Raw genomic sequence first — 26,809 nt, forward strand, 5'->3', positions numbered from 1 at the left:
CGTGGGCCGCCGTCAGCGGCCCCGGCCGGTCGCGCGGTGCCGGTACAGCAGCCACACGAAGTACGGCGCTCCGATGACCGCCGTCATCAGGCCGGCCGGGAGCTGGGCGGGGGCGATGAGCGTGCGGCCCGCGGTGTCGGCCGCCCCGACCAGGATCGCGCCCAGCAGGGCGGCCGCCGGGAGGAGGCGGGCGTGGCGGCTGCCCACGATCGCGCGGGCCGCGTGCGGGGCGACCAGGCCGACGAACGTCAGCACGCCGATGCCCGCGACCGCCGCGCCGGTCAGCAGGACCGCGCACGAGAGCAGCAGCAACCGCGAGCGGGCGACGGGCACGCCCAGCACGCGCGGTGTCTCGTCGTCCAGGGCCAGCAGGTCGAGCTCGCGGCGCATGCGGACCAGCACCGGCACCACCAGCAGCAGGGCCAGCGCCATCGGCACGAGGTGGGTGAACGTCCGGCCGTAGGTCGAGCCGCCCAGCCAGGTCAGCGCCTTGGTCTCGTTCCACGGGTCGGACAGCGTGATCAGCAGCGTCACCAGCGCCTGCGCCGCCGCGTGCACGCCGAAGCCGATCAGCACCAGGCGTTCGCTGGTGAAGCCGCCCCGGGCCGCCACCGTGAAGACCAGCGCCATCGCCAGGGCCGCGCCCAGGCCCGCGGAGCCGGTCAGGGTCCAGAACCCGACCCCGGACACCAGCGTGATCACGGTGACCGCGCCGAGGCCCGCCCCGCCGACCACGCCGATCATCCCCGGCTCGGCCAGCGGGTTGCGGGCGACCGCCTGGGTGAGCGCGCCGCCCAGCGCGAGTGCCGCCCCCGCCAGCAGCGCGGCCACCACGCGGGGCACGCGGGTGTCCAGCACGCCGGTGACGATCGGGCCCGCCTGCCCGGTGACCCAGTTGACGACGTCGCCCAGCAGCAGTTTCGCGTCGCCGAGCAGGACCGCGCCCACGGCGACGGCGACCACCGCGAGCGCCAGCACGCCCAGCACCACGCGGTACCGCAGCGCGCTCACCCCGCTGCGCGCGCCGGCGGCGGGAGGTTCCGCGGTCGCCGAGGTGATCCGGGCGGTGCGCGCCAGCACCACGAGGAAGAGCGCGCCGAGGATCGTCGTGACGACGCCGGTCGGCACCTCCAGGGCGCGCTGCGGGCTGATGATCGTGCGGAGCAGCACGTCGGCACCCAGCAGCAGCGCCGCGCCCAGCGCCGCGGAGAACGGGATCAGCGCGGTGTGCCGGTGCAGGCCAGGGACGACGGCGGCGAGCAGCCGCGCCAGTGCCGGCGCGGCGAGGCCGACGAACCCGATCGGGCCGGCCAGTGTCACCGCCGCCGCGGCCAGCAGCACGGCCAGCGCGATCGCGGCGAAGCGGACCCGGCCGACGTGGACACCCAGCGTCCGGGCGTGGTCCTCGCCGACGTGGATCAGGTCGAGCCGCCGGGCCATGCCGAGCAGCGCGGCCAGCGCCAGGCCGACGAGGGGACCGAGCGTGCGGACGCCGCCGAGCCCGTTCTGCTCCAGCGAGCCCTCGCCCCAGGCGAACAGGCCGCGGGTCTCCTGGGCGTACAGCAGCAGGAGCACCTGGGTCACCGAGACCAGGGCCAGGGCGATCGCCGTGCCCGCCAGCACCAGCCGCACGATCCCGGTGCCGCCGGTGCCGGCCAGCGCGAGCACGAACACGGCCGCGGCCAGCCCGCCCGCGAACGCGACCCCGGTGGCGCCGAGCAGGGGCAGCGAGACGCCGAACGCCGCGACGGCGACGACCGCCAGGTGCGCACCGGCGTTGACGGCCAGGGTGTCCGGCGACGCGAGGATGTTGCGGGACACCGACTGCAGCACGGCGCCGGCCACGCCGAGCGCGGCCCCGACGACCAGGGCGGCGAGCAGGCGCGGCAGCCGCGACTCGACGACGATCGCGGTGGTGTCCCCGGTCCCGCCGCCGAACACCAGCCGGAGCACGTCGAGCGCGTCCAGGTTCGCCGTGCCCTGCGTCAGGTGCACGGCCGAACCCAGCAGGAGCAGGGCGGCGAGCCCGGTGCCCAGGAGCGCGAGCCGCCCGGGTCGCCGGACGGCGGCCACGGGCGGCTCGGTCAGGGTGACCACGGCTATTTCTTGAGCGCGGCGACGGCCGCGTCGACGAACTGCGCCATGGACGTCGGCCCGCCGAACATCCACAGGGAGTCCGGGAAGCGGTGCACCTTGCCGCTCTTGACGAACGGGAGGTTCTGCCAGATCGCGTTGCCCGCCAGCTGCTGCTGGTACGGGTCGCCGTCGGCGGCGTTGGCGATGTACCAGAACCGCACGTCGGGCAGCTTGGTCAGGCCCTCGACGTCGGCCTGCGCGAGGCCGTAGACCGCGTCGCCGTCCATCGGCCAGGCGGTCTCCAGGCCGAGCTTGGCGAACACCGCGGAGACCAGCGCGCCCTTGGTGTACGGCCGGATGCTGACCGCGCCGGAGGTGACGTAGGCGTCCGAGAACGCCACCTTCTGCCCCAGGGCGCCCAGCTTCTCGACCTCGGCCTTGCCCGCGGTGAGCTTCTGCTCGAACTCCGCCTTCAGCTGGGTGGCCTTGGCCTCGGTGCCGGTGGCCTTCGCGATCGTGTCCAGGTTGGCGTACATCCCGGCGATCGGGTCCTTGGCGTTGCCGCCGTTGATGACGATCACCGGGACCTTCGCCTCGATCTGCTCCAGCGCGCCTTCGGTCACGCTGTCGGTGACGACGACGAGGTCCAGCCCCAGCGAGCCCAGCGTGTCGAGGCTCGGCTCCCCGCGGGTGCCGATGTCCTTGGGGGTGCCGTCCAGCTTTTCGGCGCTGACCCACTGGCCGTAGCCCTTGATGTCGGACACGCCGACCGGCATGACCCCCAGCGAAACCAGGTGCTCCACGGCGTTCCACTCGGTCGCCGCGACGCGCTTGGCCGGGCCGGGCAGCTTGACCTCTTTGCCGCGCGAGTCGACGACCGTGACCGGGCCGGTGCCGGCGGTGGCGGCGGCGTTGGGCGTGGGCTCCTCGGTGGTGCCGCAGGCGGCCACGAAGAACGTGGCGGCCGCGGTCAGGCCGAGAAGCGTTCGGGTGATGCGCATGGTTCTCCTGTTTCGATGGGTCAGGCCGAGGTGGCGCGGGCGTCGTTGAAGCGGCCGACCGCGCGGGTGTGGATCCGCCCGTCGGCGGGATCGCGCACGACGTCGACGCGGATGCCGTAGGCCCGGGTGAGGTTGTCGGCCGTCAGCACGTCGGCGGGCTCGCCTTCGGCGGTGACGCGGCCGCCCTCGAGCAGCACCACCCGGTCGGCGACCGCCGCGGCCTGGTCGAGGTCGTGCAGGACCACGCCGACCCCGACGCCGTGGGAGTCGGCGAGGTCGCGGACGACGTCGAGGATCTCCACCTGGTAGCGCAGGTCGAGGAAGGTCGTGGGTTCGTCGAGCAGCAGCAGCGCGGTGTCCTGGGCCAGGCAGGCGGCGAGCCACACGCGCTGCGCCTGCCCGCCGGAGAGGGCCTGCACCGGCCGGTCGGCGAGGCCGGCCAGGCCGGTCAGCGCCAGCGCCCGTTCGACGGCGGCGGGCCCGCCGGGATCGCGGCCGCCCCAGCGGGACCGGTGCGGGTGCCTGCCGAACTCGACGAGCTCCCGCACGCACACACCACCCGGCGCGGTTCGCTGCTGCGACAGCAGGGTGATCCGCTTGGCGATGTCCTTTCCGGACAGTGCACGCAGGTCGGCGCCGTCGGCGAAGGCCACCGAGCCGGCGGCGGGCGGGTGCAGCCGCGCGAGCGCCCGCAGCAGCGTCGACTTCCCGCTGCCGTTCGGGCCGATCAACGCGGTGACGGTGCCGGCATGCAGCGACAGCGACGCGGCACGCACCACGACGTCGCTGCCGTAGGCGACATCGATCTCGTGCGCGTGGACACCGGCGCCGTCGGGGCGGGGGACAAGGGACACGGGAGGACAATAAGGGCAGGCTTGCCTAAGTCATCCGGTTTGTGGCGACCGGCACACCGGCTCAGCCGTCATGAAAGAGTCGTTCATGACGCCGGACGTCATGAACGACTCTTTCATGACATCCGGTCGGCCACCCGCGACGGCGAACTGCCCCCGAGGGCGGCTTCGCGGTACTCCCGGGGCGAGACGCCGAACTCGGCGCGGAACAGCTTGCTGAAGTGGCTCGCCTCGGCGATGCCCCACTCGGCGGCGAGGCTGGCCACCGAACGCCGGGCCTGGCCGGGGTCGGCCAGCTGGCCGCGGATGCGGTCGAGGCGCCGGCGCCGGATGTAGCCGCCCACCGTGTCTCCCGCGTCGTGGAACAGCTTGTGCAGGTAGCGCACCGAAATGTGGTGGGCCGCGGCGATCGCGCCGGGGCCGAGGTCGTCGCCGAGGTGGGCCTCGACGTAGTCCAGGACCCGGGCGAACAGGCCGTCGGAGTTCGCCTCCGCGCGCGGTGCGCTCCGGAGCACCGTGCGCAGGAGACAGACGACGTGCTCGCCCAGCTCCCGGCCGGTCGCCGGGTCGAGGTGGGCCGCCTGGTCGGCGAACTCGGCGAGGGTGGCGGCGAAGATCCGGGCCGCCGGGGCCTGGGCGACCTGCCCGTTGGCGATGACCTGGCGGACGACCGCCTGGGCCAGCGACAGCGGCGACCCTTCGAAGTCGACCACGAAGTAGCGGTACGGCCCGCGGATGCCGAGCCGGAACGGCCGGTCGCCGGTGTAGAGCAGGAACCCGCCGGGGCCGGCGCTCGTTTCGCGGCCATTCTGCTCCAGCCGCGCGTCGCCGTCGAGGAGGACGCCCGCCACCAGCCTGTTCTCGCCGCCCGGGCGCCACGGGCGCACCAGGACGTCCTGGTCGCCGGTGATCTCGCAGGCGCTGAGCGGGCCGAAGCGGTACGGCCGAAGTTCCGCTTCGTAAGCCGTACCCGGTGAATTGACCACCACGGCGTCGCCCGCGCGGCCGCGCCGCGGTGCCGCGGTGTTCAGGTAGCCGTAGACGAGCGACCCGTCGTCCGTGGGTTCCGTCGGCACGGCGCCTCCTTCGGCCGCGGTGAGAGTGCACTCGCTGACCAATGCTGTGCGCGCACGCACCACTTCCAGCACCGCGATCCGCGGATGCTACCCCGAACCGAGTCGAGGAGGTGGCGCGTGGACGTGCTCCTGGCGATCCTGAGCCAGTTCGGGCTCTACGGCCTGCTCACCCTGGGGATCGCGATCGTCTTCGCCGCCATGCGGGTGGTGAACCTGGCGCACTGCGACTTCGCCATGATCGGCGCCTACGCGGCGGCCACCCTGACCGGGTTCGCCTTCTCCTGGCGGGTGGTGCTCGTCCTCGCCGCGACCGTCCCGCTGCTCGTGCTGGTCGAACGCGCGCTGCTGCGGCGCTCGCTCGCCGACGGCCTCGGCGCGATGCTCGTGACCTGGGGCGTGGGCATGGCATTGCGCCAGCTCGCGGAGGTGGCGTTCGGGGCCACGCCCCGCTCGGTCGCCGCGCCGGTGACCGGCTCGGTGGCCGTGCTCGGCACGCAGGGTCCGGCCTACCGGCTGGTCTGCGCGCTCGTCGCCGTCGTGGTCGTCGGCCTGGTGCTGCTCGCCGCGTACCGGACGCGCTGGGGCCTGACGCTGCGCGCGGTCGCGGACAACCCGGCGATGGCCGGGCTGCTCGGCACCGACCCGCATCGGCTGCGCACCACGGCGTTCGTCGCGGGCGGGCTGCTGGCCGTGCTCGCCGGGGCGCTCTACAGCCCGACACTCGCGGTGAGCCCGTCGATGGGGTTCGGCCTGCTCGTGCCGACCTTCTTCGCGCTGCTGTTCAGCCGGCCCGGTTCGCTCGCCACCGCGGCGCTGGCCGCGCTCGGGGTGTCCGCGCTGGCCGTGCTGCTGCGCACCTGGCTGTCCGACGTCGTCGCGGACGCCCTCTTCTACGTCGTCGTCATCGGTATCGCCGCGCTGCGCTCGCGGCCCGCTCTCCGGAGGTTCGTTTCATGGTCCCGCCGTTTCGTCGTCCGGTCTGCGTGATCGCCGCGCTGACCCTGTTCTCCGTCACCGGCTGTGCCGGCGCGGCGATCTCCGCCTCCGAAGGCGGTGCCGCGGGCGGGCCGCTGAAGATCGGCGTCATCGTGCCGCTCACCGGCCCGATCGCCCAGTCCGGTGCCGCGCTGCGGCAGGGGTTCGAGCTGGGGGTCGCGAAGGTCAACGCCGCCGGCGGGGTCGGTGGGAAGAACGTCGAGTTCGTCGTCGTCGACGACGCCGGCGATCCGGCCAACTCGACGCAGCTCGCCCGCCGGCTCATCCAGCAGGACAAGGTGACGGCGCTGTTCGGCACCATCACCGGCGACACGGCCGAGGCCGTCGCCAAGGTGTCCGACGACAGCAGGATCCCGTTCTTCACCGCGATCCTCGGCGACCCCGAGCAGTGCCGCGCCTACCAGTGGGGCTTCGGCGAGTCGACCCGGCAGCTGCTCGCCCCGATGGTGCCGAAGCTGCTGCAGAAGCACGGCAAGCGGGTCGCGATCGTCGGCTCGGACTACAACTACCCGCACATCTACGCCGGGCTGGCCAAGGAGTTCACGACGGCGAACGGCGGCACGGTCGTCGCCGAGGAGTACAGCCCGCTGGGCCAGACGGACTGGCAGCCGGTCATCGCCCGGCTCAAGGCGGCGCGGCCGGACGTCCTGCTGTCGATGGTCGTCGGCGCGGACGCCATCGCGTTCAGCCAGCAGGCCCAGCAGTTCGGCCTGCTCACCGACAAGCTCGGCTTCGAAGGCGCACCCCTGGATTCGGACTACTTCCCGGCGCTCGGCGCGCTCACCACGGGCCGGAGCCACGCCGTCCGGTGGGCCGACGGCATGGCCGATCCGGCGAGCCGGCAGTTCGTCGACGACTACCGGGCGAAGTACCAGTGGACCGCGCCGATCCCGGAAGTCGCGGGCAGCGCCTACTTCGGCGTCCAGTTCGTGCTCGCCGCCGCGGCGAAGGCGGGCACCGACCCGGTGGCCCTCAACCGCGAGATCGGCTCGTTCCGCTACGACTCGCCGCTGGGCACCGGGACGCACTTCGCGCCGGCCAACCACATCCTGCAGGCGGACATGACCGAGGCGGCCATCACGCCGCAGGGCTACGCGGTCGCCGCGAAGTTCGGCCCGGTCGCCGACACCGTCCCGCGGACCGGCTGCTGATGCGCAAAGTCCTTGCCATCACGGCATTGGCCGTGCTCCTGGCCGCCGCGCCGTTCGGGCTCGGCGCGTTCACCCTGGCCATCCTGACGCTGGGGCTGGCCTACGGGCTGTTCGCCTTCGGGCTCGACCTCGCCTGGGGCCGGGCCGGGCTGCTCAGCGTCGGCCACGCCGCGTTCTTCGGCCTCGGTGCCTACGCCGTCGCGATCGGCCAGGACCACGGCTGGCCGCCGGTGCCGACGCTGGGCCCGGCGATCGTGGTCTCGGTCGTCATCGCCCTGCTGGTCGCGGGCATCGGGCTGGCCTCCGCCGTCCCGGACGCGCCGCTGATCCTGCTGACCCTCGGCATCGGCCTGCTGCTGCAGAAGGCGGCGACCAGCTTCACGTCCGTCACCGGCGGGTCGAACGGGCTGTCGGTGTCCGACACGGGGGTTGTGACGGGCTACTACCGGACCCTGGTCGTGGCGGCCGTCCTGGTGGCCCTGTGCGTGTGGCTGCTGCGCGGCCGGTTCGGGGCGCGGCTGGTCGCCGCGGCGCGGAACCCGGAACGGGCGGAGCAGACCAGCATCGACACCAAGCGGGTGCGCACGATCGCGTTCGCGCTGAGCGCGGCGGTGTCCACTGTGGCCGGTGCGCTCTACGCGCCGGTCGCCGGGCTCGTCTCGCCGCCGGTGTTCGGGCTGGCGCTGTCGACGAGCGTGCTGGTGTGGCTCGCGGTCGGCGGCCGCGAGTCGGTGCTCGGCCCGTTCCTGGCCGCGGTGGTCCTCACCGCGGGCCAGCAGCTGCTGGGCAGTTCCTGGCAGAGCTGGTACGTCCTGGGCCTGGCGGCGGTGTTCGTCTTCGTCGTCCAGGTGCTGCCGGGCGGCATCGCCGGCACCGCGCGCGCCTGGCTGCGGCGGGGCAGGCCGGCGGTCACCCTGCCCCGGGCGAAACCCCGGCCCCGGCCGGTGCCCCCGAGCGACGGCCCCGCCCTCGTCCTGCGGGGAGTTTCGAAGTCGTTCGGCCCGGTCTCCGTCCTCGACGGCGTGGACCTCGCCGTGCCGCCGGGCCGCTGCGTGTGCCTGATCGGGCCGAACGGCGCGGGGAAGAGCACGCTGCTGGCGATCGTCGCGGGCCAGCTCGCCGCCGACGCCGGGAGTGTGCGCCTGTTCGGGCGGGACGTCGCGGCGCTGCCGGTGCACGACCGGGTCCGGCTCGGCGTCGGGCGGATGTTCCAGATCCCCAGCGTCATCGGGGAGCTCTCGCCCGCCGACAACATCCGGCTGGCCCGCCTCGGCGCCCCGGCCGCCGTCGAGCTGCCCGCCGAGTACCGCGACCTCGCCGCCGACGAGGACGCCGTCGCGAGCACCCTCGCCCTGGCGGACCGGCGCCGCCTGGAGCTGGCGATGGTGCTCGCCGGCGCGCCCCGGCTGGTGCTGCTCGACGAGCCGGCGGCCGGGCTCGGCCCGGACGACGCCCGGCAGCTGGTCCGCGCGCTGCGGGACGTCATCGCGCACACCGGCTGCGCGATGCTCGTGGTCGAGCACGACATGGAGATCGTCCGCGGGCTCGCCGACGACGTCGCCGCGCTGCACCAGGGTCGCGTCATCGCCCACGGCTCGATGGACGAGATCGTCGCCGACGCCGCCGTGCGCCAGGCCTACCTGGGAGCGAGCTGATGCTGACGGTCACCGCACTTTCCGGCGGCTACGGCCAGGCGAACGTCGTCCGCGAGGCGGATTTCGCCGTCGGCACCGGGGAAATCGTCGCGCTCCTGGGCCGCAACGGCATGGGCAAGACGACGTTGCTGCGCACGGTCTTCGGCCTCGCGGACCGCCAGGGCGGCGAGGTCGCCTTCGCCGGGCGTCCGGTGCCGCCGGGCCGCCCGGACGTCCTCGCCCGGCTGGGCGCGTCGCTCATGCCCGAGGACCGCGGCGTGTTCCCGACCCTGACCGTCGAGGAGAACCTCGCCTTGGCGACGCGGCGGTCGTTCGCCCCGGCCGTTGACGTCCATGCGCTGTTCCCGCTGCTCACCGAACGACGGCGGCAACCCGCGGGCACCCTGTCCGGCGGTCAGAAGCAGCAGCTCGGCATCGCCAGGGCGCTGCTGGCCGGGCGGCGCCTGGTCGTCGTCGACGAGCTCACCCAGGGGCTGCAGCCGTCCGTCGTCACCGACGTCGTCGCCGCGCTGCAGCGGGTCGCCGCGAGCGGGGTGGCGGTGCTCGTGGTCGACCAGCAGCCCGACCGGACCCTCGACTGGTGCCACCGGGTCCTGCTCATGGAGTCGGGACGGCTGGTCCTCGACACCCCGATCGCCGCCGAAACCCGGCGGCGCTGCCACGAACTGCTGATGCTGCGTTGAAAGGACTTCCCGTGGACCCCTTCGGCTCCGCCACCGACCTCGCCGCCGCCGTCCGCCGCCGGGAGCTGAGCCCGGTCGAGATCGCCGACGCCTACCTCGCCCGGATCGACCGGTACGACCCCGGGATCAACGCCTTCGTGTGGCGCAACGACGAGGACGTGCGCGCCGCCGCCAAGGCCGCGGAACAGGCCGTGACCGACGGCGGCCCGCTCGGGCCGTTCCACGGCGTCCCGATCCCGATCAAGGAGCTGACCCAGGTCGACGGCCAGCCCGCCACGTACGGCTCGCTGGGTGTCTCGGATGCGCCGCGGTCCGGGAACGAGCCGGTGGTGACCCGGCTGCTGGACGCGGGATTCCTGTTGATGGGCCGGACGAACTCGCCCGAGATGGGGCTGCTGACGACCACCGAGAACGAGCGGTTCGGCGCCACGCGCAACCCGTGGCAGCCCGCGTACTCCCCGGGCGGGTCGAGCGGGGGAGCGGCGGCCGCGGTGGCCGCGGGCCTGGCCCCGGTCGCGCACGCCTCCGACGGCGGCGGGTCGATCCGGGTGCCGTCGTCGTGCTGCGGCCTGGTCGGGCTGAAGCCGAGCCGCGGCCGGATCCCGCAGCCGGTCGCGGCCTGGGAGCACGCGACGGTGGAGGGCGCGATCACCCGGTACGTCCGCGACGCGGCCGCGCTGCTCGACGTGATGTCCGTCCCCGACCGCCTGGCCTGGTACCAGGCGCCCGCACCCCGGCGGCCGTTCCTCGACGAGGTCGGCGCCGAAGCGGGCCGGCTCCGGATCGGCCTGCTCACCGCGTCGCCCACCGGGATGCCGGTCGACCCGGAGTGCGCCGAGGCCGCGGAGAAGGCCGCCCGGCTGCTGGAGTCCCTCGGCCACGACGTCTACCCGGTCGAACCGGAGTTCCTCAGCGAGGAGGCTTGGACGGCCTACGCGCAGACGGTGTTGGACGCGTCCGTGGCCGCCATGCCCTACGACGAGCCCGCGCTGGTGGGATCGCAGCTGCGGTACCGGATGGACCGGGCGAAGAGCCGCGACTCCGGGACGTACGTGCGGGCGTCGTTGTTGCTGCAGGAGGAAACCCGCGGCGTGGTCGCGCAGTGGGGCCGCGACTTCGACGTCCTGCTGACCCCCACGATCGCGTGCCGCCCCCCGTTCGTGGGCTCGGTCCTGCAGGAAGCCGTCGACAACCCGGGCGGCCTGCGGCTGACGGAGATGCAGATGATCTCGTTCACGTCGTTCTGCAACGTGACGGGCCTGCCGGCGATCTCCCTGCCGGTCCACACCTCGTCCGACGGCCTCCCGGTGGGTGCCCAGCTCGTGGCGGGGCCGTGGGAGGAGGCGGTGCTGATCCGGCTGGCCTCGGCACTGGAACCCCTGGTGGGCTGGACGCGGCGGCACGCGGTGCTGGAGTGACCCGGCTTCGCTACAGTGGCGCCGGTGAACCTGGGGCGGGGCATCAACTTCGGCAACGCGCTCGACGCGCTGGACGGCGGCCCCCGGCTGCCGCTCGAACACCGGTACTTCGACGCGGTCGCCGCGGCCGGTTTCGACACCGTCCGGCTGCCGGCCCGGTGGTCGGCGCATGCCGCCGCCGCGCCGCCGTACACGATCGATCCGGCTTTCCTCCGGCGTGTCGACGCGGGCGCCGCCGCGGCGCTCGACCGGGGCCTGCAGGTCGTGCTGAACGTCCACCACTACAGCGAGCTCTGCGCCGCGCCGGAGGAGCACCGGCCCCGCTTTCTCGCGCTCTGGCGGCAGATCGCGGTCCACTACGCCGGACACGACAACCGGCTCTGCTTCGAACTGCTCAACGAGCCCCGCGACGCGCTGACGGCGGACCGCTGGAACACCCTCCTCGCGGAGGCGCTCGCCGTCGTCCGGGATGCCTGTCCCGAGCGCACCGTGATCGTCGGGGCGGCCGAGATGAACAGCCCGGACGCGCTGCCCGCCCTCGCCGTGCCCGACGACGACCACCTGGTCGCCACCGTCCACTACTACGCCCCCTTCGAGTTCACCCACCAGAACGCCGGCTGGGTCCCGGGTGCCGAACGGTGGCTCGGGCGCGGCTGGGGCACTCCCGCCGACGAGGACGCCGTCCGGGACGACCTGGCCAGAGTTGCGGAGTGGGGACGGGACCGGGGGCTGCCGGTCTTCCTCGGCGAGTTCGGGGCCTTCTCGGCGGCCGACATGGCTGCCCGGGCGCGGTGGACGGCCTTCGTCCGGACCGAAGCCGAGCGGCTGGGCCTGAGCTGGGCCTACTGGGAGTTCGGCACCGACTTCGGGGCGTTCGACCCGGAGCTCGCCGCCTGGCGTGAGCCGTTGCGCAGGGCGTTGCTCGGCAGGTAGGCGATGTCCTTCCCCGCGCGCTCCCAGACGTCGCCGGGGCAGTGCGGGCCCTCGGCGGACAACCGGCGCTTGAGGACCTTGAACGTCGACGTCCGCGGGAGCTCCTGGACGCTGCGCACGTACCGGGGCACCTGCTTGGGCCCGAGATCGGGCTGGGCGGCGAGGAACCGGCCGAACCCGTCGGCGTCCAGCGTGCCGTCGGTGACGACGGCGGCCATCACCTGGTCCCCGGTCACCGGGTCGGGCACCGCGTAGACCGCGGCGTCGGTGATCGCCGGGTGCCGCAGCAGGATGCGCTCGATCGGTGCGGTGCCGAGGTTTTCGCCGTCGACGCGGAGCCAGTCGCCGAGCCGGCCGGCGAAGTAGCAGAACCCGGCGGCGTCGGCGTAGGCGAGGTCGCCGGTGTGGAACCGGCCGTCGCGCAGCCGGTCCGCGTCGGCAGCGGGGTCCCGGTAGTACCCGGCGAACCAGCCGGCGCCCGCGGTGTTGACCAGCTCGCCGACGGCTTCCTCGGCGTTGGTCAGGCGGCCGCCCGAGTCGAACTCGGCCGGCGGGCACGGCCGACCGGTGTGCGGGTGCAGGATGGCCACGTCCTCGGCCGGCCTGCCGAGCGAGCCGGGCGGGGTGTCGTCGGTGCGGGCGAACCCCACGCCGCCCTCGGTGGAGCCGAACGCGTCGATCACCTTGCAGCCGAAGCGTTTCTCGAACGCGGCGAGGTCCGCGCCCGCTCCTTCGTTCCCGTAGACGAGGCGCAGCGGGTTGTCCGCGTCGTCCGGGCGTGCCGGGGTGGCGACCACATAGGACAGTGGCTTGCCGACGTAGCTGGCGTAGGTCGCCTCGAACTTCCGCACGTCGGGCAGGAAGCCGGACGCGGAGAACCGGCGGCGCAGGGCGATGCCGGCGCCGGCCGCGAGCCCGACCGCCCAGCCTGCCATGACGGCGTTGGAGTGGAACAGCGGCATCGAGACGTAGACGGTGTCCGCTGTGGACAGCCGGAACCGCTCGGCGAGCATCGCGCCGGGGAACGCGATCTTGCCGTGGGTGCAGCGCACGGCCTTCGGGTCGCCGCTGGTGCCGGAGGTGAAGATGAGCATGAGCAGGTCTTCGGCCGTCGCCGGGACGGGCTCGATCGGGTCGTCCGCCGCCGGGTGCGCGGCCAGGTCCCGCACCTCGATCCCGCCGAGGTCCAGTCCGGCCAGCAGCGGCCGGTACTTCTCCTCGGCGAAGACGAACTGGCAGTCGGCGAGCCGGATGTCCCGCGCGAGCGCGGCCCCGCGCCGGGTGGGGTTGAGCCCGACCAGCACCGCCCCGGCGAACGCGCAGGCGCCCAGGAGGATCGAGAACGCCGGGACGTTGTCGGCCAGGACGCCGACGTGGGGCGGCTCGCCCGGCCGCAACGCCGTCCGGAGGGCGGTCGCCTGGCACGCCGACGCCCGGACGTGCTCGGCCCACGTGTACGTCTCGTCCTCGAACAGCAGGCCGGGGCGGTCGTCCCCGGCGCGGGCCAGCAGGAGCTCGGTCACGGTCGGGACGGCCATCCGCACGCCTCCGGTCAGAAGTGGAACACGTTCTAGTTCTAGCACGCTGCCCGCGGCCGGGTCCATCCGTGGAACACCGGCGCCCCGCCGGGAGTTGTGCGTCACATGACCTCACTCTTGGACCGCACGATCGCCGCCCTGCGCGCCGAGCACGACACCCTCGCCGCCCTGGTCCGCACCCTGACCGACGAGCAGCTGGCCACGACCAGCGGCGCCGCGGACTGGACCGTCGCCCAGGCACTGTCCCACCTCGGCAGCGGCGCGGAAATCGGCCGCGCGCCCCTCGCGCGGGCCGCCGGGGAGACCGTGGCGGCCGAAGACAACCAGACGATCTGGGCCCGCTGGGACGCCTCGGCGCCGCGGGCGCAGGCCGACGGCTTCCTGGAGCACAACGCCCGCTGGCTGGCCACGGTCGAGGCGTTCACGCCCGAGCAGCGCTCGTCGCTGACCGTCGACCTCGGCTTCCTGCCGGAGCCGGTCCCGCTGGTGACCGCGCTGGGCATGCGGCTCAGCGAGGTGGCCAACCACTCGTGGGACGTGCGCGTGGCCTTCGATCCGGCGGGCGTGGACGCCGGCTCGGCCGCGGTGCTGGTCGACCTCATGACCGGGCCGCTGGGCTTCATGCTCGGCTTCCTCGCGAAGCCCGCCGAGCTCGCGAAGCCGGTGTCCCTCGCGGTGCCGGGGGCGGGGCTGGTGATCGACGACGCGGTCACCGTCGTCGACCACCTGGAGGCGCCGACGGCGACGTTCGACGGCCCGGCGGAAGCCTTCGTCCGGTTGATCAGCGGCCGCCTCAAGCCGCCGTACGACGGTGGCGTCACGGTCGAGGGCGGGGTCACGCTGGAGGAGCTGCGCCGCGTGTTCCCCGGCTTCTGATTCACCGGTAGCTTTCCAGGAGTTCCGCCAGTTCGGCCGGGTGGCCGAGGGCGACGCAGTGCCCGGCGGCGATCTCGTCCGGGACGACGCCGAGCCGCTCGGCCGCCAGCCTGCGGAAGAAGTCCGGCGGGAAGCAGCGGTCCTCGCTGCACAGCACGAACCGGGTGGGCACGGCCGGCCACGCGGCCAGCGGCCACGGCTCCCGCATCGCGGCGGGGGACGGGTGGGCCCGTTCCTTGCCCAGCGCTTCGTCCGCGAGGGCACGCGGGACGTCGTGGTAGAAGCTGACGTGCGGGTCCGCGTGCCCGGTGCGGCCGCCGTCGCGCGCGGCCTGGGCCCGCACGGCTTCGTCGCACCCGGTGTTCCGGTTCCAGTCGCCGGGCGCTTCACCGGGGGCGGGGATCATGGCGGCCACCATGACGAGCAGCCCGGCCCCGAGCCGGTCGGCGACCAGCGGCGCGGTGAAGCCGCCGAAGGAGTGCCCGACGACGACCACGTCGGTCCGGTCGCCGACGGCTTCGACGACGGCGTCGGCGTAGTCGGTGAGCGTGGCCGAGTCGTCGTCGCCGGGCAGGTCGGGCGCGACCACCTCGTGGCCGCGGCGCTGCAGCTCGGCGGCGACCAGGTGCCAGGACCAGCCGACGTCTCCGCCGCCGTGGATCAGGACGTATGTGCTCATGGATCTGCCTTTCCGTAGTGGTGGTGCGGGGGTCAGTGGCGTCGGCGCAGGGCCGGCGCGAGCGCTCGCTGAGCGGCGAAGAAGACGATCCCGGCGATGGCGCACACCGCGCCGAGGACCGTCGCTCCGGCCGCTTCGAGCAGTGCGGTGCCGGCCAGCGGGCCGAGGACAGCGCCGATGCTCCAGGTCGTCGAGGCGAGGCCGAGGTACCCGCCGCGCAGCTCGGCCGGCGCGAGGTCGGCGAAGGTGTCGCCGAAGCGGACGGCGATCCCGATCTGGCCGAGGGTCCAGACCAGCACCGACACGGCGAAGCCCGCGGTGCCCTGGCTCACCGCGCCGAGCGCCGCGCCGAGCCCGACCAGCAGCATCGAGACGGCCGACACCGCGGCGCCGTTGCGGCCGGCGAGCAGCCGGACCGCCCACGGCTGCAGCGCCACGACCGCGATGCCGTTCAGGGCCAGCACCACGCCGTACGTCCCGGGGCCGAGGCCGGCGGCCGTCATCAGCAGCGGCAACGTCGTGAACGTCTGCAGGAACACCGTGAAGTAGCCGACGTGCAGGGCCAGCATCGCGAGCATCAGCCGGTCGCGCCGCACGGCGGGCAGCAGCGCCTGCCGCGGGCGCACCGACCCGGTCGGCCGGGTTTCCGGGACCCGGAGCCAGACGATCAGCGCGGCGGCCAGTGACGCCGAAACGTTGATCCAGAACAGGATCCCGTAGCCGTGCTTGGCCAGGACGCCGGCCAGCACCGTGGCGACCGAGAAGCCGAGGTTGGCCGCCCAGTAGAGCACGCCGAACGCGCGGATCCGCTGCTCCGGCGGCAGATCGGCCACCGCGGCCGACCCGGCCGGGCGGAACAGCTCGAGCGTCAGCCCGGCCGCGACGGCGGCCACCCAGATCCCCGGCAGGGAATCCGCCGAGCCGAGCGCGGTGAGCGCCACGGCCCCGCCCACGAACCCGGCGAGCATGGTGTTGCGCCGGCCGATCCGGTCGCCGAGCCAGCCGCCGAGCAGCTGCGACCCGATGTCGCCGAGGCCGACGGCCGCGACGACCGAGCCCGCGGTCGCCGGGGACAGGTGCTGCGCCTGCGTCAGGTACAGCACCAGGAACGACCGCACCACGCCGCCGGCGCGGCCGACGAAGTGCGTGGCCGCCAGGGCCCGGACGAGGTGGGGCAGGCGCGGCCGGGCCGCCGGTGCGAGTGTGGTCGTCGTCATGGGAACCACGCTAGGTTCGCCGGAGCATCACGAAAAGCGATGATTTCCGATCGAATCGATCGCCAGCGGCTATGTTCAACGCCATGGCCGACTTCGAGCTGCGTCACCTGCGGACCATGGCCGCCATCGCCGAGGAGGGCACGTTCGGGCACGCGGCCACCCGGCTCGGCTACACCCAGTCGTCGGTGAGCCAGCAGATCGCCGCGCTGGAGAAGGCCGTCGGCGGCCCGGTCTTCGACCGCCCCGGCGGGCCGCGGCCGGTCCGCATCACCCCGCTCGGCGAGGTGGTCCTGGCCCACGGCCGCGAGCTGCTGGCGAAGGCGGAGACGCTGACCGACGCCGTCGGCCGGTTCCGCGCGGGCCACGGCCGGATCGACATCGGCACCTTCCAGAGCGTGTCGAACCTGATCCTGCCGCCGGTCATCGGCCGGCTGCTGGCCGAGCACCCCGGTTGCGACATCCGGCTCTCGGACGTGGCACCGGACGACCCGCGGCTCGGCGAGCGCGACCTGCTGTTCCACGACGGCCCGGTGGCCGGCGACGTCGAGCACGTCAAGCTGCTCGACGAGCCGTACCTCCTGGTGACGCGCGCGGACGCGGTGCCGGCGGGGCCGGTCCGGGTGAAGCGGCTCGACGGCGTGCCGATGGTGGCCTGGCCGCCGACGTACCACCAGCGGTGGCTGGAGCGGACGTTCGCCCGCGCGGGCGCGCGGCCGGAGTTCGTCTTCCGCACGACGGGCCACGAAACGCTCTTGTCGATGGTGCGCGCGGGTATCGGCTGGGCGGTGCTGCCGTGGCTGGCGCTGCACGGCCACGACGCCTGGTCCGACGAGCAGCTGAGCATCCACCCGCTGACGCCGTCGCCGACCCGGGAGCTGTCGCTGTACTGGCCGGCCGGGCGCACCGAATCGCCGCTCGCGATCCGGACCCGGGAGATCGCCGTGGAGGTCGCGCGCGACCTCGCCGCGCGGATGTGACGATCAGCCGGGGATCAGCGCCCGTGCCGCGGCGGCGGCGTCGGTGAGCTTGGTGCTGCTGCCGTGGGCGGAGCTGCCCGGGCGGGCGAGCACGGTTCACGGCATTTGTGCCGCCATGGCCCCGGTGATCAGGAGCGTCAGTCCCTGCGTCAACGCCGGGGCCAGGTCCAGGTGCAGCGCGGCCAGCGCCGGGTCGGCCGCGTACGCCGCAAGGGCGCTGGGGGACGGGCGGCAGTGGGTCTGCAGGCTGCCGGCCAGGATCATGCCCAGCAGGCACACCGACGCCGCCGAGTCGCCGACCTCGGGGACGGCGCTGCGCAGCAGCCCGGCCATCGTGTCCAGGCTGCCCAGCGCGGACCGCTTGAAGCGCACCACGACGTCGGTGGACACGTTGTGCTCCAGGACACCCGCCTGCGCGCCGATGAGGTCGCACAACACCGTGTGCCGCGCCAGCGACCGGGAAACGACCGCCGCGAAGGCCTCGGCCCGCTCCCGCGCCGGGCGGTCCGGGTCGACGCCCTCGGCCACTTCGCCGGTCGCCTCGGCCAGCCAGTCGTGCAGGGCGCTGTCCAGCAGCTCGAGCAGCACGGCCTCGCGGGATTCGAAGTAGCGCAGGACGTTCGACTTGGCCAGGCCGACCCGGCGGCTGAGCTCGTTGAGGCTGACCTCGGCCACCGGCATCTCGTCGAGCATCTTCCGCGCCGTGTCGAGGATCGTGCGGCGCCGCTCCTCCCGCTGCTCCGCGCTGCGCGCCCGCTGGAACGTCATGAGATCAGCGTAACGCCCGGCGCGCGAAATTGAAGACCGGCAGTCTCTTGACAATAGACCGACGGTTCCTTAGCGTCGGGTGCATAACAGACCGGCGGTCCGAAAGGGCCGTGACCCCAGGAGGACTGCCATGAGCGAGAACTGGACCGAACGGGACGTCCCGAGCCAGCGCGGCCGCGTCGCGGTGATCACCGGAGCCAACACCGGCCTCGGGTTCGACACGGCGAAGGTGCTGGCCGAGCGCGGCGCGACGGTGGTGCTCGCCGTCCGCGACGTCGAAAAGGGCAAGCAGGCGGCCGCGCGGCTCGGCGCGGCCGCCGACGTCACCGTGCAGCAGCTGGACCTGGCGTCGCTGGAGTCCGTCCGGGCCGCCGCGGCCGACCTGCGCGCCTCGCTGCCGAAGATCGACCTGCTGATCAACAACGCCGGCGTCATGTACCCGCCGAAGCAGACCACCCGCGAGGGCTTCGAGCTGCAGTTCGGCACCAACCACCTCGGGCACTTCGCGCTGACCGGCCTGCTGCTGGACCAGCTGCTGCCGGTCGAAGGCTCCCGCGTGGTGACGGTCGCCAGCATCGCCCACCGCATCCGTGCCGGAATCCACTTCGACGACCTGCAGTGGGAGAACTCCTACGACCGCGTCGCGGCCTACGGGCAGGCCAAGCTCGCCAACCTGATGTTCGCCTACGAATTGCAGCGCCGCCTCGCCTCGCACGGCACGACGGCGTCGATCGCCGCCCACCCGGGCGTGGCCCGCACCGAGCTGATGCGCAATTCCCCGGCGGTGGCCCGCGTGCTCTTCCCGGTGGTGGCCCCGCTCTTCACCCAGAGCTCGGAGCGCGGCGCCCTCCCGATCCTGCGCGCCGCCACCGATCCCGCCGCGCTGGGCGGCCAGTACTACGGCCCCGCCGGCCCGGGTGGCTACCGCGGACGCCCGCAGGTGGTCGCCTCCAGCGCGCAGTCCTACGACGCCGCCGTGCAGCGCCGGCTCTGGACGGTTTCGGAGGAGCTCACCGGCGTGAAGTTCCCGGTGGGGTGAAAAGAAGAACCGCCTCCGCTCGGCGAAGGGTGGGGGAGACCTGCGAGCGGAAGCGGTGGCTTGAGGTCGGTACGGGGGTCGCCTCTCGGCGAGTGGCGCGACCCGGCTCCGGGTGAACCGGTGGTCCGGGAAGGCGGAAGGGGTGAGGCCCGGGGGACTCCGCCGTACCGACACCCGTTACAACGTCCGGCGTGGCGCGGTGTTCCCGGCGGCGACGCCGGCGGGCGTGACGTGCGTCGCGTCCCGGCGTCCGGGTCGGGTGACCGCCGTTTCCCCGCGACCGGCGTGGGTATCTCCGGCGGATGGCATCCCAGGGCAGACGCGCCGAGCTCCAGCGGATCGCGGCGGAGAAGTTCGGCTGGCCCGAGCTGACCGCGGAGCAGCTCGAGGCGATGGAGCAGGTGGTGGCCGGCCACGACGTGCTCGCCGTGCTGCCGACCGGGGCAGGCAAGTCGGCGATCTACCGGGTGCCCGCGCTGGTGCTGGACGGGCCGACGCTCGTGGTGTCGCCGCTGATCGCCCTGCAGAACGACCAGATCGAGGGCATCGAAGACAGCCGGGCGCCGGACGCCGTCGCCCTGAACTCCACGCTGCGCGCCGCCGAACGCAAGCAGGCGTGGGCGGCGCTGCGGTCGGGGCGGGCCGAATACCTGTTCCTTTCCCCGGAACAGCTGGCGTCCGACGAGGTGCTCGACGCCGTCGCGGAACTCGGCGTCTCGTTGTTCGTGGTGGACGAAGCCCACTGCGTTTCGGCGTGGGGCCACGACTTCCGGCCGGACTACCTGCGGCTGGCGCCGGTCATCGAGCGGCTCGGGCACCCGCGGGTGATCGCGCTGACGGCGACCGCGGCGCTGCCGGTGCGCACCGACATCGTGCGCCGGCTGGGCCTGCGCGACCACCGGGAGGTCCTGGCCGGCTTCGACCGCCCCGAACTGCGGCTCGGCGTGGACCCGCTGACCACCGACGCCGACAAGCGCCAGGCGGTGCTGACGCGTACGCGCGCGCTGACCGCGGATCCCGCCACCCGGCCCGGGCTGGTGTACGTGACCAGCCGCAAGGACGCGGAAACCTACGCCGGGGAACTGGCCGCGGAAGGTGTCCGCGCGGCCGCCTACCACGCCGGGATGAAGGCGGCCGCCCGCGCACGCGCCCACGAGGAGTTCTCCGGCGGCGCCTCGACGTCGTGGTGGCGACTTCGGCGTTCGGCATGGGGATCGACAAGGCGGACCTGCGGTTCGTGCTGCACGCCTCGGCGCCGGACTCGCTCGACACGTACTACCAGCAGATCGGTCGCGCCGGCCGCGACGGCGAGCCCGCCGAGATCACGCTGTACTACCGGCCGCAGGACCTCGGCCTGCAGAAGTTCCTCACCGCGGCCAAGGCGCCCGAGCAGGCGCTGGCGGCGGTGGCCGCGACCCTCGCGGGGCACGGCACACCGCTGAAGCCGGCCGAGCTCGGCAGGAAGCTCGGCGTCTCGGCCGCCCAGCGCACGCGCGCGGTCAACCTGCTGGAGCAGGCCGGCGCCGTCGGCGTCACCTCCGACGGCCGCCTGGAATACCTCGATCCCCGCCTCGCCCCGGAAACGGCCGTCGACCGGAGCATGGAGATCGCCGAAACGCACCAGCGGCTGATCCGCTCGCGCATCGAGATGATGCGCGGCTACGCCGAAACCACCGGGTGCCGCCGCCAGAACCTGCTGGGCTACTTCGGGGAACAGCTCCCGCGGCCGTGCGGCAACTGCGACACCTGCGCCGCCGGCACTGCCGGTACCGCCGCCGAGCAGGCGTCCGGCACGAGCGAGTTCCCGGTCAACGGCGCGGTGCGGCACGCGGACTGGGGCGACGGCGTCGTGATGTCCGTGGACGACGACAAGGTGACGGTCGTGTTCGACGAGCACGGCTACAAGACGTTGTCCGTGCCCGCCGTCCGCGAGAACTCCGTGCTCGAGGTGACGGCGGAGCGGCCCGCTTGACGGTCACCGGGTTCTCCGCGGTGCCGGTTCGCGATGCACCCAATGTGGCGTTCGGTGCGTTGGACGCACCCAACGCCACATTGGGTGCGTTGGACGTCTCCGCCGGAGCTGCCGGCACCGTGATCCGGTCGGCCCAGCCGCGCTCACCGGCCCGCCTGCGGGCTGATCATCGAGTTCACGTCGATCGGCGACGGGATGGCGCCGAGCTGCAGCAGCAGGTCCGGGACCCGTTGCAGGCGCCGCGCGTCCAGGACCGAGCCGTAGCCCGGCAAGGTGAGCAGCTTGGCCGTGTCCTCGTCGATCTTGGCGAACCGCACCAGCAGCGGCTCGACCTTGGCGCGGTCGATCAACGTGTCGTGGGTGGCCTTCTGCATCGCGCGCTGGAACGCCGCCAGGCTCTTCGGGTTCGCCTGCACCCACTTCCTCGTGGCGCCGTAACCGGTCAGCGGGAAGTCCTGGGTCGCGCCGGTGTTGATGTCGACCACCGGGATCGCGCCCGCCGTCTGGGCGGCCTGGGTGATGTACGGCTCCGGCAGGTACGCGGCGTCGGCCTGGCCCTGCTGCAGGGCCGCGGCGATGTTCGGCAGCGGGATCAGGACCCAGTTCACCTTGCCGAAATCGACGTTGTGGTCCTGCATCACCGAGCGGGTGAGCAGATCCGACGCGGTGTTCTTGGCCGTGATGGCGATCTTCTTGCCCGCCAGGTCGGTGATGGTCTTCACCGGCGAATTCGGCACCGTGACGATCGCGTTCGACTTCGCGTTGACCGACGTCGCGTCGGCGACCAGCTGCATGTCGGCGGCGCCGGTGCCGCGCGCCGTGAAGAACGGGGGATAGGTCGAGAACGCGATGTCGACGTCGCCCGAGATCGACTTCGTCAACGAGGCCTGGCCACTGGCGGCGATGACGGATTCGACGGTGAGGCCCTCGGCTTCGAAGTAGCCGCTGTCCTGGGCCAGCCAGAACGGCGCGAGGTCCGTGGTGGGCAGGATCGACACCTTCAGCGTGGATTTCTCCAGCCCGCCCGCCGCGGCGCTCGAGGTACCCGAACCGAGTGCGCCGCAACCGGTTGCGGTGGCGACGGCGGCGACGGCGATGACGGCGAGCGCGGCACGAAACGGGCCACCGCTCCTGACGATTCCAAACAAGGTCTGCTCCTCGAAGGAGATGACAGTTGATGTACCGGCTCCAAGGAAGGTGCGTGATTCACTCCCCGGCGTCAGGCGGGCCACTGTAGGTTCCCCGGCGATCCTTGACAATGCGTGATGTGGGCCGGGTCACGGAATTCACCACAATGGCCGCACGAATACTTGATCGACGATCTTGTTGGGCCCGAAGATCCGTTCGATGCCGCGTCCGGCGGCTCGCCGGGAAGTGCGGAAAACGTGGCCGGAGGACGTCGTGCGGGGCGGAAAACAACGAATTCACGGTCATATCCGACGGCGACGAACTCGGTGCGCGCACGCCGTCGAAATCGCGCTCGGAGCACCCGTATCCGAGGAGTTGCCTGCCTAAGCAGGCGAAATCCGACTACTGTCGAAATCGTCGAACTCCGGGTGTGGCAACGGAGAGTAGTCGCGAGCCGGGAGGGCGTTGCGGCATCGGAAGCGGGGCCGGCGTCCCCCGCGGCGGACGGATTCGCGCGCGGAAAACGCTGTCGCCCCGCATTCGTCCGGGTCACGGCATTAGGCCATCAGTGAGTGGGTGATCGGATATCCGTCAACGCAGGGAGACGCAATCACGTCGGCATCACAAATCGGTGCATTTCACGGGAAGCGCGTTTCAATGCGCGAACACCCGGCTACCGACCGGCGTTCCGCGCTGACCGGGTGCACCTCTTGTTGGGGAACAGCTTTTGCTCCTAAAATCCTCGGTGTGCGACCGCTCACGGACGGTACCGAGTTGCTGGTCGGCCGGGATGGCGAGCTGTCCCGGCTGGTCGCCTGGATCCGTGATGCCGCCGCCGGTCGGGGCCGCGCCGTGCTGGTGGACGGCGAGCCGGGGATCGGCAAGTCCGCGCTGGTCCGCGCCGCCTGCGCCACCGCCGCCGATGCGGGCTGCCAGGTGTTCTGGGGCGCGGGCGACGAACTCGGGCAGCCGCTGCCGCTCCTGCCGCTCCTGGACGCCCTGCAGGTCACGCAGGTCACCCGGGATCCCCGGCGTGACGCCATTTCCGAGCTGCTGGGCGGCAGTGCCGTCGCGGGCAAGGGCGCCGACCTCGCCGCCGCGGCGGCCGAGCAGCTGATCACGCTGGTGGACGAGCTCTGCCAGGACGAACCGGCCGTGCTGGTCGTCGACGAGCTGCAGTGGGCCGACCGCACGACGGTGGCGGTGTGGAGCAGGCTCGCCCGTTCGGTCCGGCAGCTGCCGCTGCTCCTGATCGGCGTGCTGCGGCCGGTGCCGCGCCGCGACGACCTGCGCTCGCTCTTCCGGATCGTCGGCCCGGCCGAGCGGGTGCGGCTGGGGCGGCTGGCGGAACCGGCGGTGCTCGAGCTGGTGGCCGCGCTGGCCGGCGGCAAGCCGGGCGCCGAGCTGGCGCGGCTGGCCGACGACGCCGCCGGAAACCCGTTGTACCTCACCGAACTGGTCGACGCGCTGGCCCGCAGCTCGTGCCTGGAGGTCGACACCGCGGGCGTGGTTGAGCTGACCGGCGCGGCCACGCCGGACTCGCTGCCGGAGGCGATCGCCGACCGGCTGGGCTTCCTGACGGAGGCGGCGCGGGGCGTGCTGCGGGCGGCGGCGCTGCTCGGCGTCGGCTTCTCGGTCGCCGACCTGGTGACCGTGACGAACTCCTCGCTCGCCGAGCTGCTGCCCGCCCTCGACGAGGCCCGGGCCGCCGGGGTGCTGGTGGCGGCCGGGGACGACCTGGCGTTCCGGCACCCGCTGATCCGCACGGCGTTGTACGACGAGATGCCGACGGCGGTCCGGATCGCCTGGCACCAGGCCGCCGCGTGGGCGCTGGCCGAGGCGAGCGCCCCGGTCGAGCGGGTGGCGCGGCAGCTGCTGCCCATGGTGTCCACAACGGACAGCCGGGTGCCGGTGCCGCCGTGGGCCGTGCGGTGGCTGCTCGACGTGGCCACGCCGTTGATCGGCCAGGCCCCGGTGGCCGCCGTCGCGCTCCTGCGGCGGGCGGTGCGGGACGCGCCGCTCGACGACACCGTGACCGGCACGCTGGCGTGCCGGCTGGCCGACGCGTACTACGGCGTGGGCAACGTCGCCCAGGCCGAGCGGATCGCCCTGCGCGCCCTGGACCGCGTACGCGACCCCGACGTGCGCGTCGACCTGTACACGACGGTCGTCCAGTGCCGCGGGCTGACCGGCTGCTCCGCGGACTTCCTGCCCGAGCTGAACAACGCACTGACCCAGCCCGGACTGCAGGCCCGGCACCGGGCCCGGTTGCTGGTGCTCATCGCGCGGACCCACCGCTACCTCGGGGAGATCGACGACGCCGACCGGTTCGCGACCGCGGCGCTGGCGGAGCTCGGCCCGGTCGAAGACCGCTGGGCGACCGGGTGGGCCCTGCACGTGCTGAGCTTCGTCGCGATGGTGCGGGGCGAGTGGGCCGGCGCGCTGCCGCTGTTCGAGCGCGCGATGGCGGTCGTCCGGGGCGATCCGGCGCTGACCGACCTCACCCTGCAGCTGCGCATCAACCAGTCGGTCACGTTCGGCGCGCTCGACCGCCACACCGACGCGCTCGCCGCCGCCGCGCAGGCGCGGGAGCTGGCCGAGCGCACCGGCAGCGTGGCGCGGCTGAGCCAGGCCCAGAGCGCGGTCGGGCAGCTGCTGCTGGCGGCGGGCCGGTGGGACGACGCGCTGGCCGAGGTCGACGTCGTCGCGGACGACCGCAAGGACCCGGCCGTGGTCTGCGGCGACCACGGTGTCGCGGCGATCATCCACTTCCACCGCGGCGAAACGGCGGCGGCCCGCCGTCACCTCGACATCGCGGCGCTGTACTCCGAACGCATCGGCGACCAGTTCGTGGAGTGCCTGGTGCGGGCGTGCAGCCTCGCGTTCGAGCACGCGAGCGCCCCGGAGCGGGCGCTGGCGGTGCTGACGGCGGTGCCGGCGGGCGAAGACGCCGGAGAGGAGCTGCTGGGCGACACCGCCCGCCTGGCCGCGACGATCGGCGACGTGCGCACGGTGGCGGCGATCGAAGCCCGGGCCCGCGCCATCGCGGCGGAGTCGGCGATCCCGCACCGCCGGGCACTGGCCCTGTACTGCCGGGGCCTGCTCGAGCGCGACCCGACGATGTTGCTGCGCGCGGCCGACGGCTACCGCGACGCGGCGAGGCCGTTGTCCCGCGCCAAGGCCCTGGAGGCGGCGGCGATCGCGTTCGCCGAAGCCCGGGCGGAGGACCGCGGTTCGGCGCGCGCGGCGTTCACCCACGCGATAGACCTGTACGCGGAGCTGGACGCCCAGTGGGACGTGGCCCGGCTGCGCGCGCTGTTCCGGGCCTTCGGCATCCGCCGTGGCCCGAAGGTGAAGCACCGCCAGGTGACCCACGGCTGGGACAGCCTGACGCCGACCGAGGGCCGGATCGCGGCGCTGGTGGTGGAAGGGCTGTCGAACCCGCAGATCGCGGGCCGGCTGTACCTGTCCCCGCGCACGGTCGGCACGCACGTCTCGCACATCTTGTCGAAGCTGGGCGTGCATTCCCGCATCGACATCGCCCGGGAGGCGGCGCGGCACCAGTCCGCGTCGGGCTGAGGCTCCCGGGTCAGACACCGACCTCCGGGGCCTCGTCCTGGCGGCGGACGGCAATCGCGGCCGAAGCCGGTGTCCGGCGGGCGACCGCGGTGTGCCCGCTGACGATCTGGCCGAGCAGGATGGCCAGCACCAGCAGCAGCGGTCCCTGCCAGCCGCCGGACGCCGTGTGCAGCCAGCCGCACGCCAGGACGCCGAAGCCGGCGATCAGGTACCCCGCGCCCTGGACCACCGCCGACAGCGACAGCGAACTCTCCCTGCTGCGCAGCGAAATCGTCGTCAGGGCGAACGCGAGCGAGCCCATCCCGGTACCGGTCGCCACCGCCCAGAGCCATGGCGCGGCCGCCGGGGCCACGAGCAGGCCGGTCACGCCGATGACGTTGGGCGTGGCCAGCACCACCACCAGGAGCGTCTGGTTGCGCCAGCGGCGCGTCCAGCCCGGGACCAGCCACATCATCGGCAGCCCCATCGCCATCGACAGCGCCAGGCACACGCCCGCCGTCGTCGGGGAAACGCCCGCGTCGCGCAGGATGCCCGGCAGCCAGCCCATGACCAGGAACGTCACCGTCGAAATCAGTCCGAAGTGGATGGTCAACGCCGAGGCCGGGACCGCGCCGGAGGCGGCCTGCGGCGCCGGGAACTCCCCGGACGTGCGCTGCCACACCTGCTGGGCCAGCAACGCCGCGACCGCCCACACGCCGAGGCCGATCCGCCACGAGGAGGACATCACCGCCGCGGGGGTGAACAGCGCGCCGGCGGTGCTGCCCGCCCCGAGCCCGAACGTGAAGGCCGCGGAACCGTTGGCCAGCAGCGGCAGCATGGTGCCGAGCACCGCGATCGACAGGCACGCCAGCGCCGTCCCGGCCAGCAGCTGCGACGAACCGCCGAGCACGCGCCCGCTCAGCGACAGCACCAGCCCGACCAGCGCGAAGGTGACGGTCCGGTGCGTTCCCAGCTTGGCGCACAGCCACGGCGTCGCCCAGCCACCGAGGCCGATCGCCCACAGGGGCAGGGCGACCAGCACCGCGCCGACGATGTCGCCGGCGACCGAGATGTCGGGCAGCGCGGCACCCAGGCTGGTCACGGCGGGCCGGAGGTTCAGTGCGAGGACGAAGATCACGACCGTGGAGAGGGTGGTGGTAGCACGGGACATCGCTCCTCCTCGGCGTCGAGGCCGGAGCGGCGGGCTCCGTAGAGCA

21 protein-coding genes and 1 pseudogene are annotated in these 26,809 nt (G+C 73.5%); 12 read left to right on the plus strand and 10 right to left on the minus strand.

All coding sequences use genetic code 11. The features are described from left to right. Window positions 1-12: 12 nt before the first annotated feature. The 4 genes from BLW76_RS20850 to BLW76_RS20865 all read right to left on the minus strand — a co-directional run bounded on the left by BLW76_RS20850 (window position 13) and on the right by BLW76_RS20865 (window position 5,004). On the minus strand, window positions 13-2,097 hold the full coding sequence (locus tag BLW76_RS20850; RefSeq protein ID WP_341866494.1) for an iron ABC transporter permease: 2,085 nt from the start codon (window positions 2,095-2,097) through the stop codon (window positions 13-15). A gap of 2 nt (window positions 2,098-2,099) precedes the next feature. After that, a complete protein-coding gene (locus BLW76_RS20855) occupies window positions 2,100-3,077 on the minus strand; it encodes an ABC transporter substrate-binding protein (protein WP_091309933.1) in 978 nt (325 codons plus the stop codon). A gap of 20 nt (window positions 3,078-3,097) precedes the next feature. Next, window positions 3,098-3,931, minus strand: a complete 834-nt coding sequence (locus BLW76_RS20860; protein WP_091309935.1) for an ABC transporter ATP-binding protein — start codon at window positions 3,929-3,931, stop codon at window positions 3,098-3,100. 113 nt (window positions 3,932-4,044) lie between these two features. Further along, the gene (locus BLW76_RS20865) at window positions 4,045-5,004 is read right to left on the minus strand and encodes an AraC-like ligand-binding domain-containing protein (protein ID WP_091309937.1); all 960 of its coding nucleotides are present in this window, start codon (window positions 5,002-5,004) and stop codon (window positions 4,045-4,047) included. Between the two features lie 117 nt (window positions 5,005-5,121). Here BLW76_RS20865 and BLW76_RS20870 point away from each other — a divergent pair, with 117 nt between their 5' ends. The 6 genes from BLW76_RS20870 to BLW76_RS20895 are packed head-to-tail and all read left to right on the plus strand — an operon-like array spanning window position 5,122 to window position 11,840. Continuing rightward, on the plus strand, window positions 5,122-5,991 hold the full coding sequence (locus BLW76_RS20870) for a branched-chain amino acid ABC transporter permease (RefSeq protein WP_167384667.1): 870 nt from the start codon (window positions 5,122-5,124) through the stop codon (window positions 5,989-5,991). Next, window positions 5,958-7,151: an ABC transporter substrate-binding protein gene (locus BLW76_RS20875; protein ID WP_091309942.1), complete on the plus strand. Its 1,194-nt coding sequence runs from the start codon at window positions 5,958-5,960 to the stop codon at window positions 7,149-7,151. The genes BLW76_RS20870 and BLW76_RS20875 overlap by 34 nt, the downstream gene beginning before the upstream one ends. Next, window positions 7,151-8,806 carry a branched-chain amino acid ABC transporter ATP-binding protein/permease gene (locus BLW76_RS20880; protein ID WP_091309944.1) on the plus strand — a complete coding sequence of 552 codons (1,656 nt, stop codon included), beginning with the start codon at window positions 7,151-7,153 and terminating at the stop codon, window positions 8,804-8,806. Before BLW76_RS20875 ends, BLW76_RS20880 begins: the two co-directional genes overlap by 1 nt. Beyond that, the gene (locus tag BLW76_RS20885; RefSeq protein ID WP_208613346.1) at window positions 8,806-9,489 is read left to right on the plus strand and encodes an ABC transporter ATP-binding protein; all 684 of its coding nucleotides are present in this window, start codon (window positions 8,806-8,808) and stop codon (window positions 9,487-9,489) included. The genes BLW76_RS20880 and BLW76_RS20885 overlap by 1 nt, the downstream gene beginning before the upstream one ends. 11 nt (window positions 9,490-9,500) lie before the next feature. After that, window positions 9,501-10,907 carry an amidase gene (locus BLW76_RS20890; RefSeq protein ID WP_091309947.1) on the plus strand — a complete coding sequence of 469 codons (1,407 nt, stop codon included), beginning with the start codon at window positions 9,501-9,503 and terminating at the stop codon, window positions 10,905-10,907. A gap of 24 nt (window positions 10,908-10,931) precedes the next feature. Next, a complete protein-coding gene (locus tag BLW76_RS20895; RefSeq protein ID WP_091319636.1) occupies window positions 10,932-11,840 on the plus strand; it encodes a glycoside hydrolase family 5 protein in 909 nt (302 codons plus the stop codon). Here BLW76_RS20895 and BLW76_RS20900 read toward each other — a convergent pair. Continuing rightward, on the minus strand, window positions 11,750-13,378 hold the full coding sequence (locus tag BLW76_RS20900) for a long-chain-fatty-acid--CoA ligase (RefSeq protein ID WP_091309948.1): 1,629 nt from the start codon (window positions 13,376-13,378) through the stop codon (window positions 11,750-11,752). The genes BLW76_RS20895 and BLW76_RS20900 overlap by 91 nt on opposite strands. Window positions 13,379-13,483: 105 nt before the next feature. On the opposite strand from BLW76_RS20900, the gene BLW76_RS20905 reads away from it, so the two are divergent. Further along, entirely contained in the window at window positions 13,484-14,254 is a 771-nt protein-coding gene (locus tag BLW76_RS20905; RefSeq protein ID WP_091309951.1) for a maleylpyruvate isomerase family mycothiol-dependent enzyme, read from the plus strand. A 1-nt stretch (window position 14,255) separates the two neighbouring features. Here BLW76_RS20905 and BLW76_RS20910 read toward each other — a convergent pair whose 3' ends face one another. Together BLW76_RS20910 and BLW76_RS20915 are read right to left on the minus strand one after the other, a co-directional pair. Beyond that, window positions 14,256-14,933, minus strand: a complete 678-nt coding sequence (locus BLW76_RS20910; protein WP_091309953.1) for an alpha/beta fold hydrolase — start codon at window positions 14,931-14,933, stop codon at window positions 14,256-14,258. Between the two features lie 32 nt (window positions 14,934-14,965). Next, a complete protein-coding gene (locus tag BLW76_RS20915; RefSeq protein WP_091309955.1) occupies window positions 14,966-16,150 on the minus strand; it encodes an MFS transporter in 1,185 nt (394 codons plus the stop codon). Between the two features lie 83 nt (window positions 16,151-16,233). Here BLW76_RS20915 and BLW76_RS20920 point away from each other — a divergent pair, with 83 nt between their 5' ends. Then, the gene (locus BLW76_RS20920; protein ID WP_091319638.1) at window positions 16,234-17,127 is read left to right on the plus strand and encodes a LysR family transcriptional regulator; all 894 of its coding nucleotides are present in this window, start codon (window positions 16,234-16,236) and stop codon (window positions 17,125-17,127) included. Window positions 17,128-17,223: 96 nt separating this feature from the next. Here BLW76_RS20920 and BLW76_RS20925 read toward each other — a convergent pair whose 3' ends face one another. Next, a complete protein-coding gene (locus BLW76_RS20925) occupies window positions 17,224-17,895 on the minus strand; it encodes a TetR/AcrR family transcriptional regulator (protein WP_091309956.1) in 672 nt (223 codons plus the stop codon). A gap of 130 nt (window positions 17,896-18,025) precedes the next feature. Here BLW76_RS20925 and BLW76_RS20930 point away from each other — a divergent pair, with 130 nt between their 5' ends. The 3 genes and pseudogenes from BLW76_RS20930 (at window position 18,026) to BLW76_RS50680 (ending at window position 20,906) form a co-directional block, all read left to right on the plus strand. Then, on the plus strand, window positions 18,026-18,934 hold the full coding sequence (locus BLW76_RS20930; protein WP_091309959.1) for an SDR family NAD(P)-dependent oxidoreductase: 909 nt from the start codon (window positions 18,026-18,028) through the stop codon (window positions 18,932-18,934). Between the two features lie 392 nt (window positions 18,935-19,326). Next, window positions 19,327-20,040, plus strand: a pseudogene (locus BLW76_RS50675) (DEAD/DEAH box helicase); the annotation flags it as partial. A gap of 299 nt (window positions 20,041-20,339) precedes the next feature. Then, on the plus strand, window positions 20,340-20,906 hold the full coding sequence (locus BLW76_RS50680) for a DUF3553 domain-containing protein (RefSeq protein WP_341866547.1): 567 nt from the start codon (window positions 20,340-20,342) through the stop codon (window positions 20,904-20,906). Window positions 20,907-21,049: 143 nt separating this feature from the next. Here BLW76_RS50680 and BLW76_RS20940 read toward each other — a convergent pair whose 3' ends face one another. Next, window positions 21,050-22,054 (minus strand): ABC transporter substrate-binding protein, encoded by a 1,005-nt coding sequence (locus BLW76_RS20940; protein WP_091309960.1) that lies wholly within the window; start codon window positions 22,052-22,054, stop codon window positions 21,050-21,052. A 727-nt stretch (window positions 22,055-22,781) separates the two neighbouring features. Between BLW76_RS20940 and BLW76_RS20945 the strand changes: the two genes are divergently transcribed. Further along, complete coding sequence (locus BLW76_RS20945) at window positions 22,782-25,613, plus strand: helix-turn-helix transcriptional regulator (protein ID WP_091309961.1); 2,832 nt, start codon at window positions 22,782-22,784, stop codon at window positions 25,611-25,613. A gap of 10 nt (window positions 25,614-25,623) precedes the next feature. Here BLW76_RS20945 and BLW76_RS20950 read toward each other — a convergent pair whose 3' ends face one another. Continuing rightward, window positions 25,624-26,763, minus strand: coding sequence for an MFS transporter (locus tag BLW76_RS20950; RefSeq protein WP_091309964.1), 1,140 nt, complete (start codon window positions 26,761-26,763; stop codon window positions 25,624-25,626). Window positions 26,764-26,809: the final 46 nt, after the last annotated feature.

It is taken from the genome of Amycolatopsis tolypomycina, from assembly GCF_900105945.1.
Classification (GTDB): domain Bacteria; phylum Actinomycetota; class Actinomycetes; order Mycobacteriales; family Pseudonocardiaceae; genus Amycolatopsis; species Amycolatopsis tolypomycina.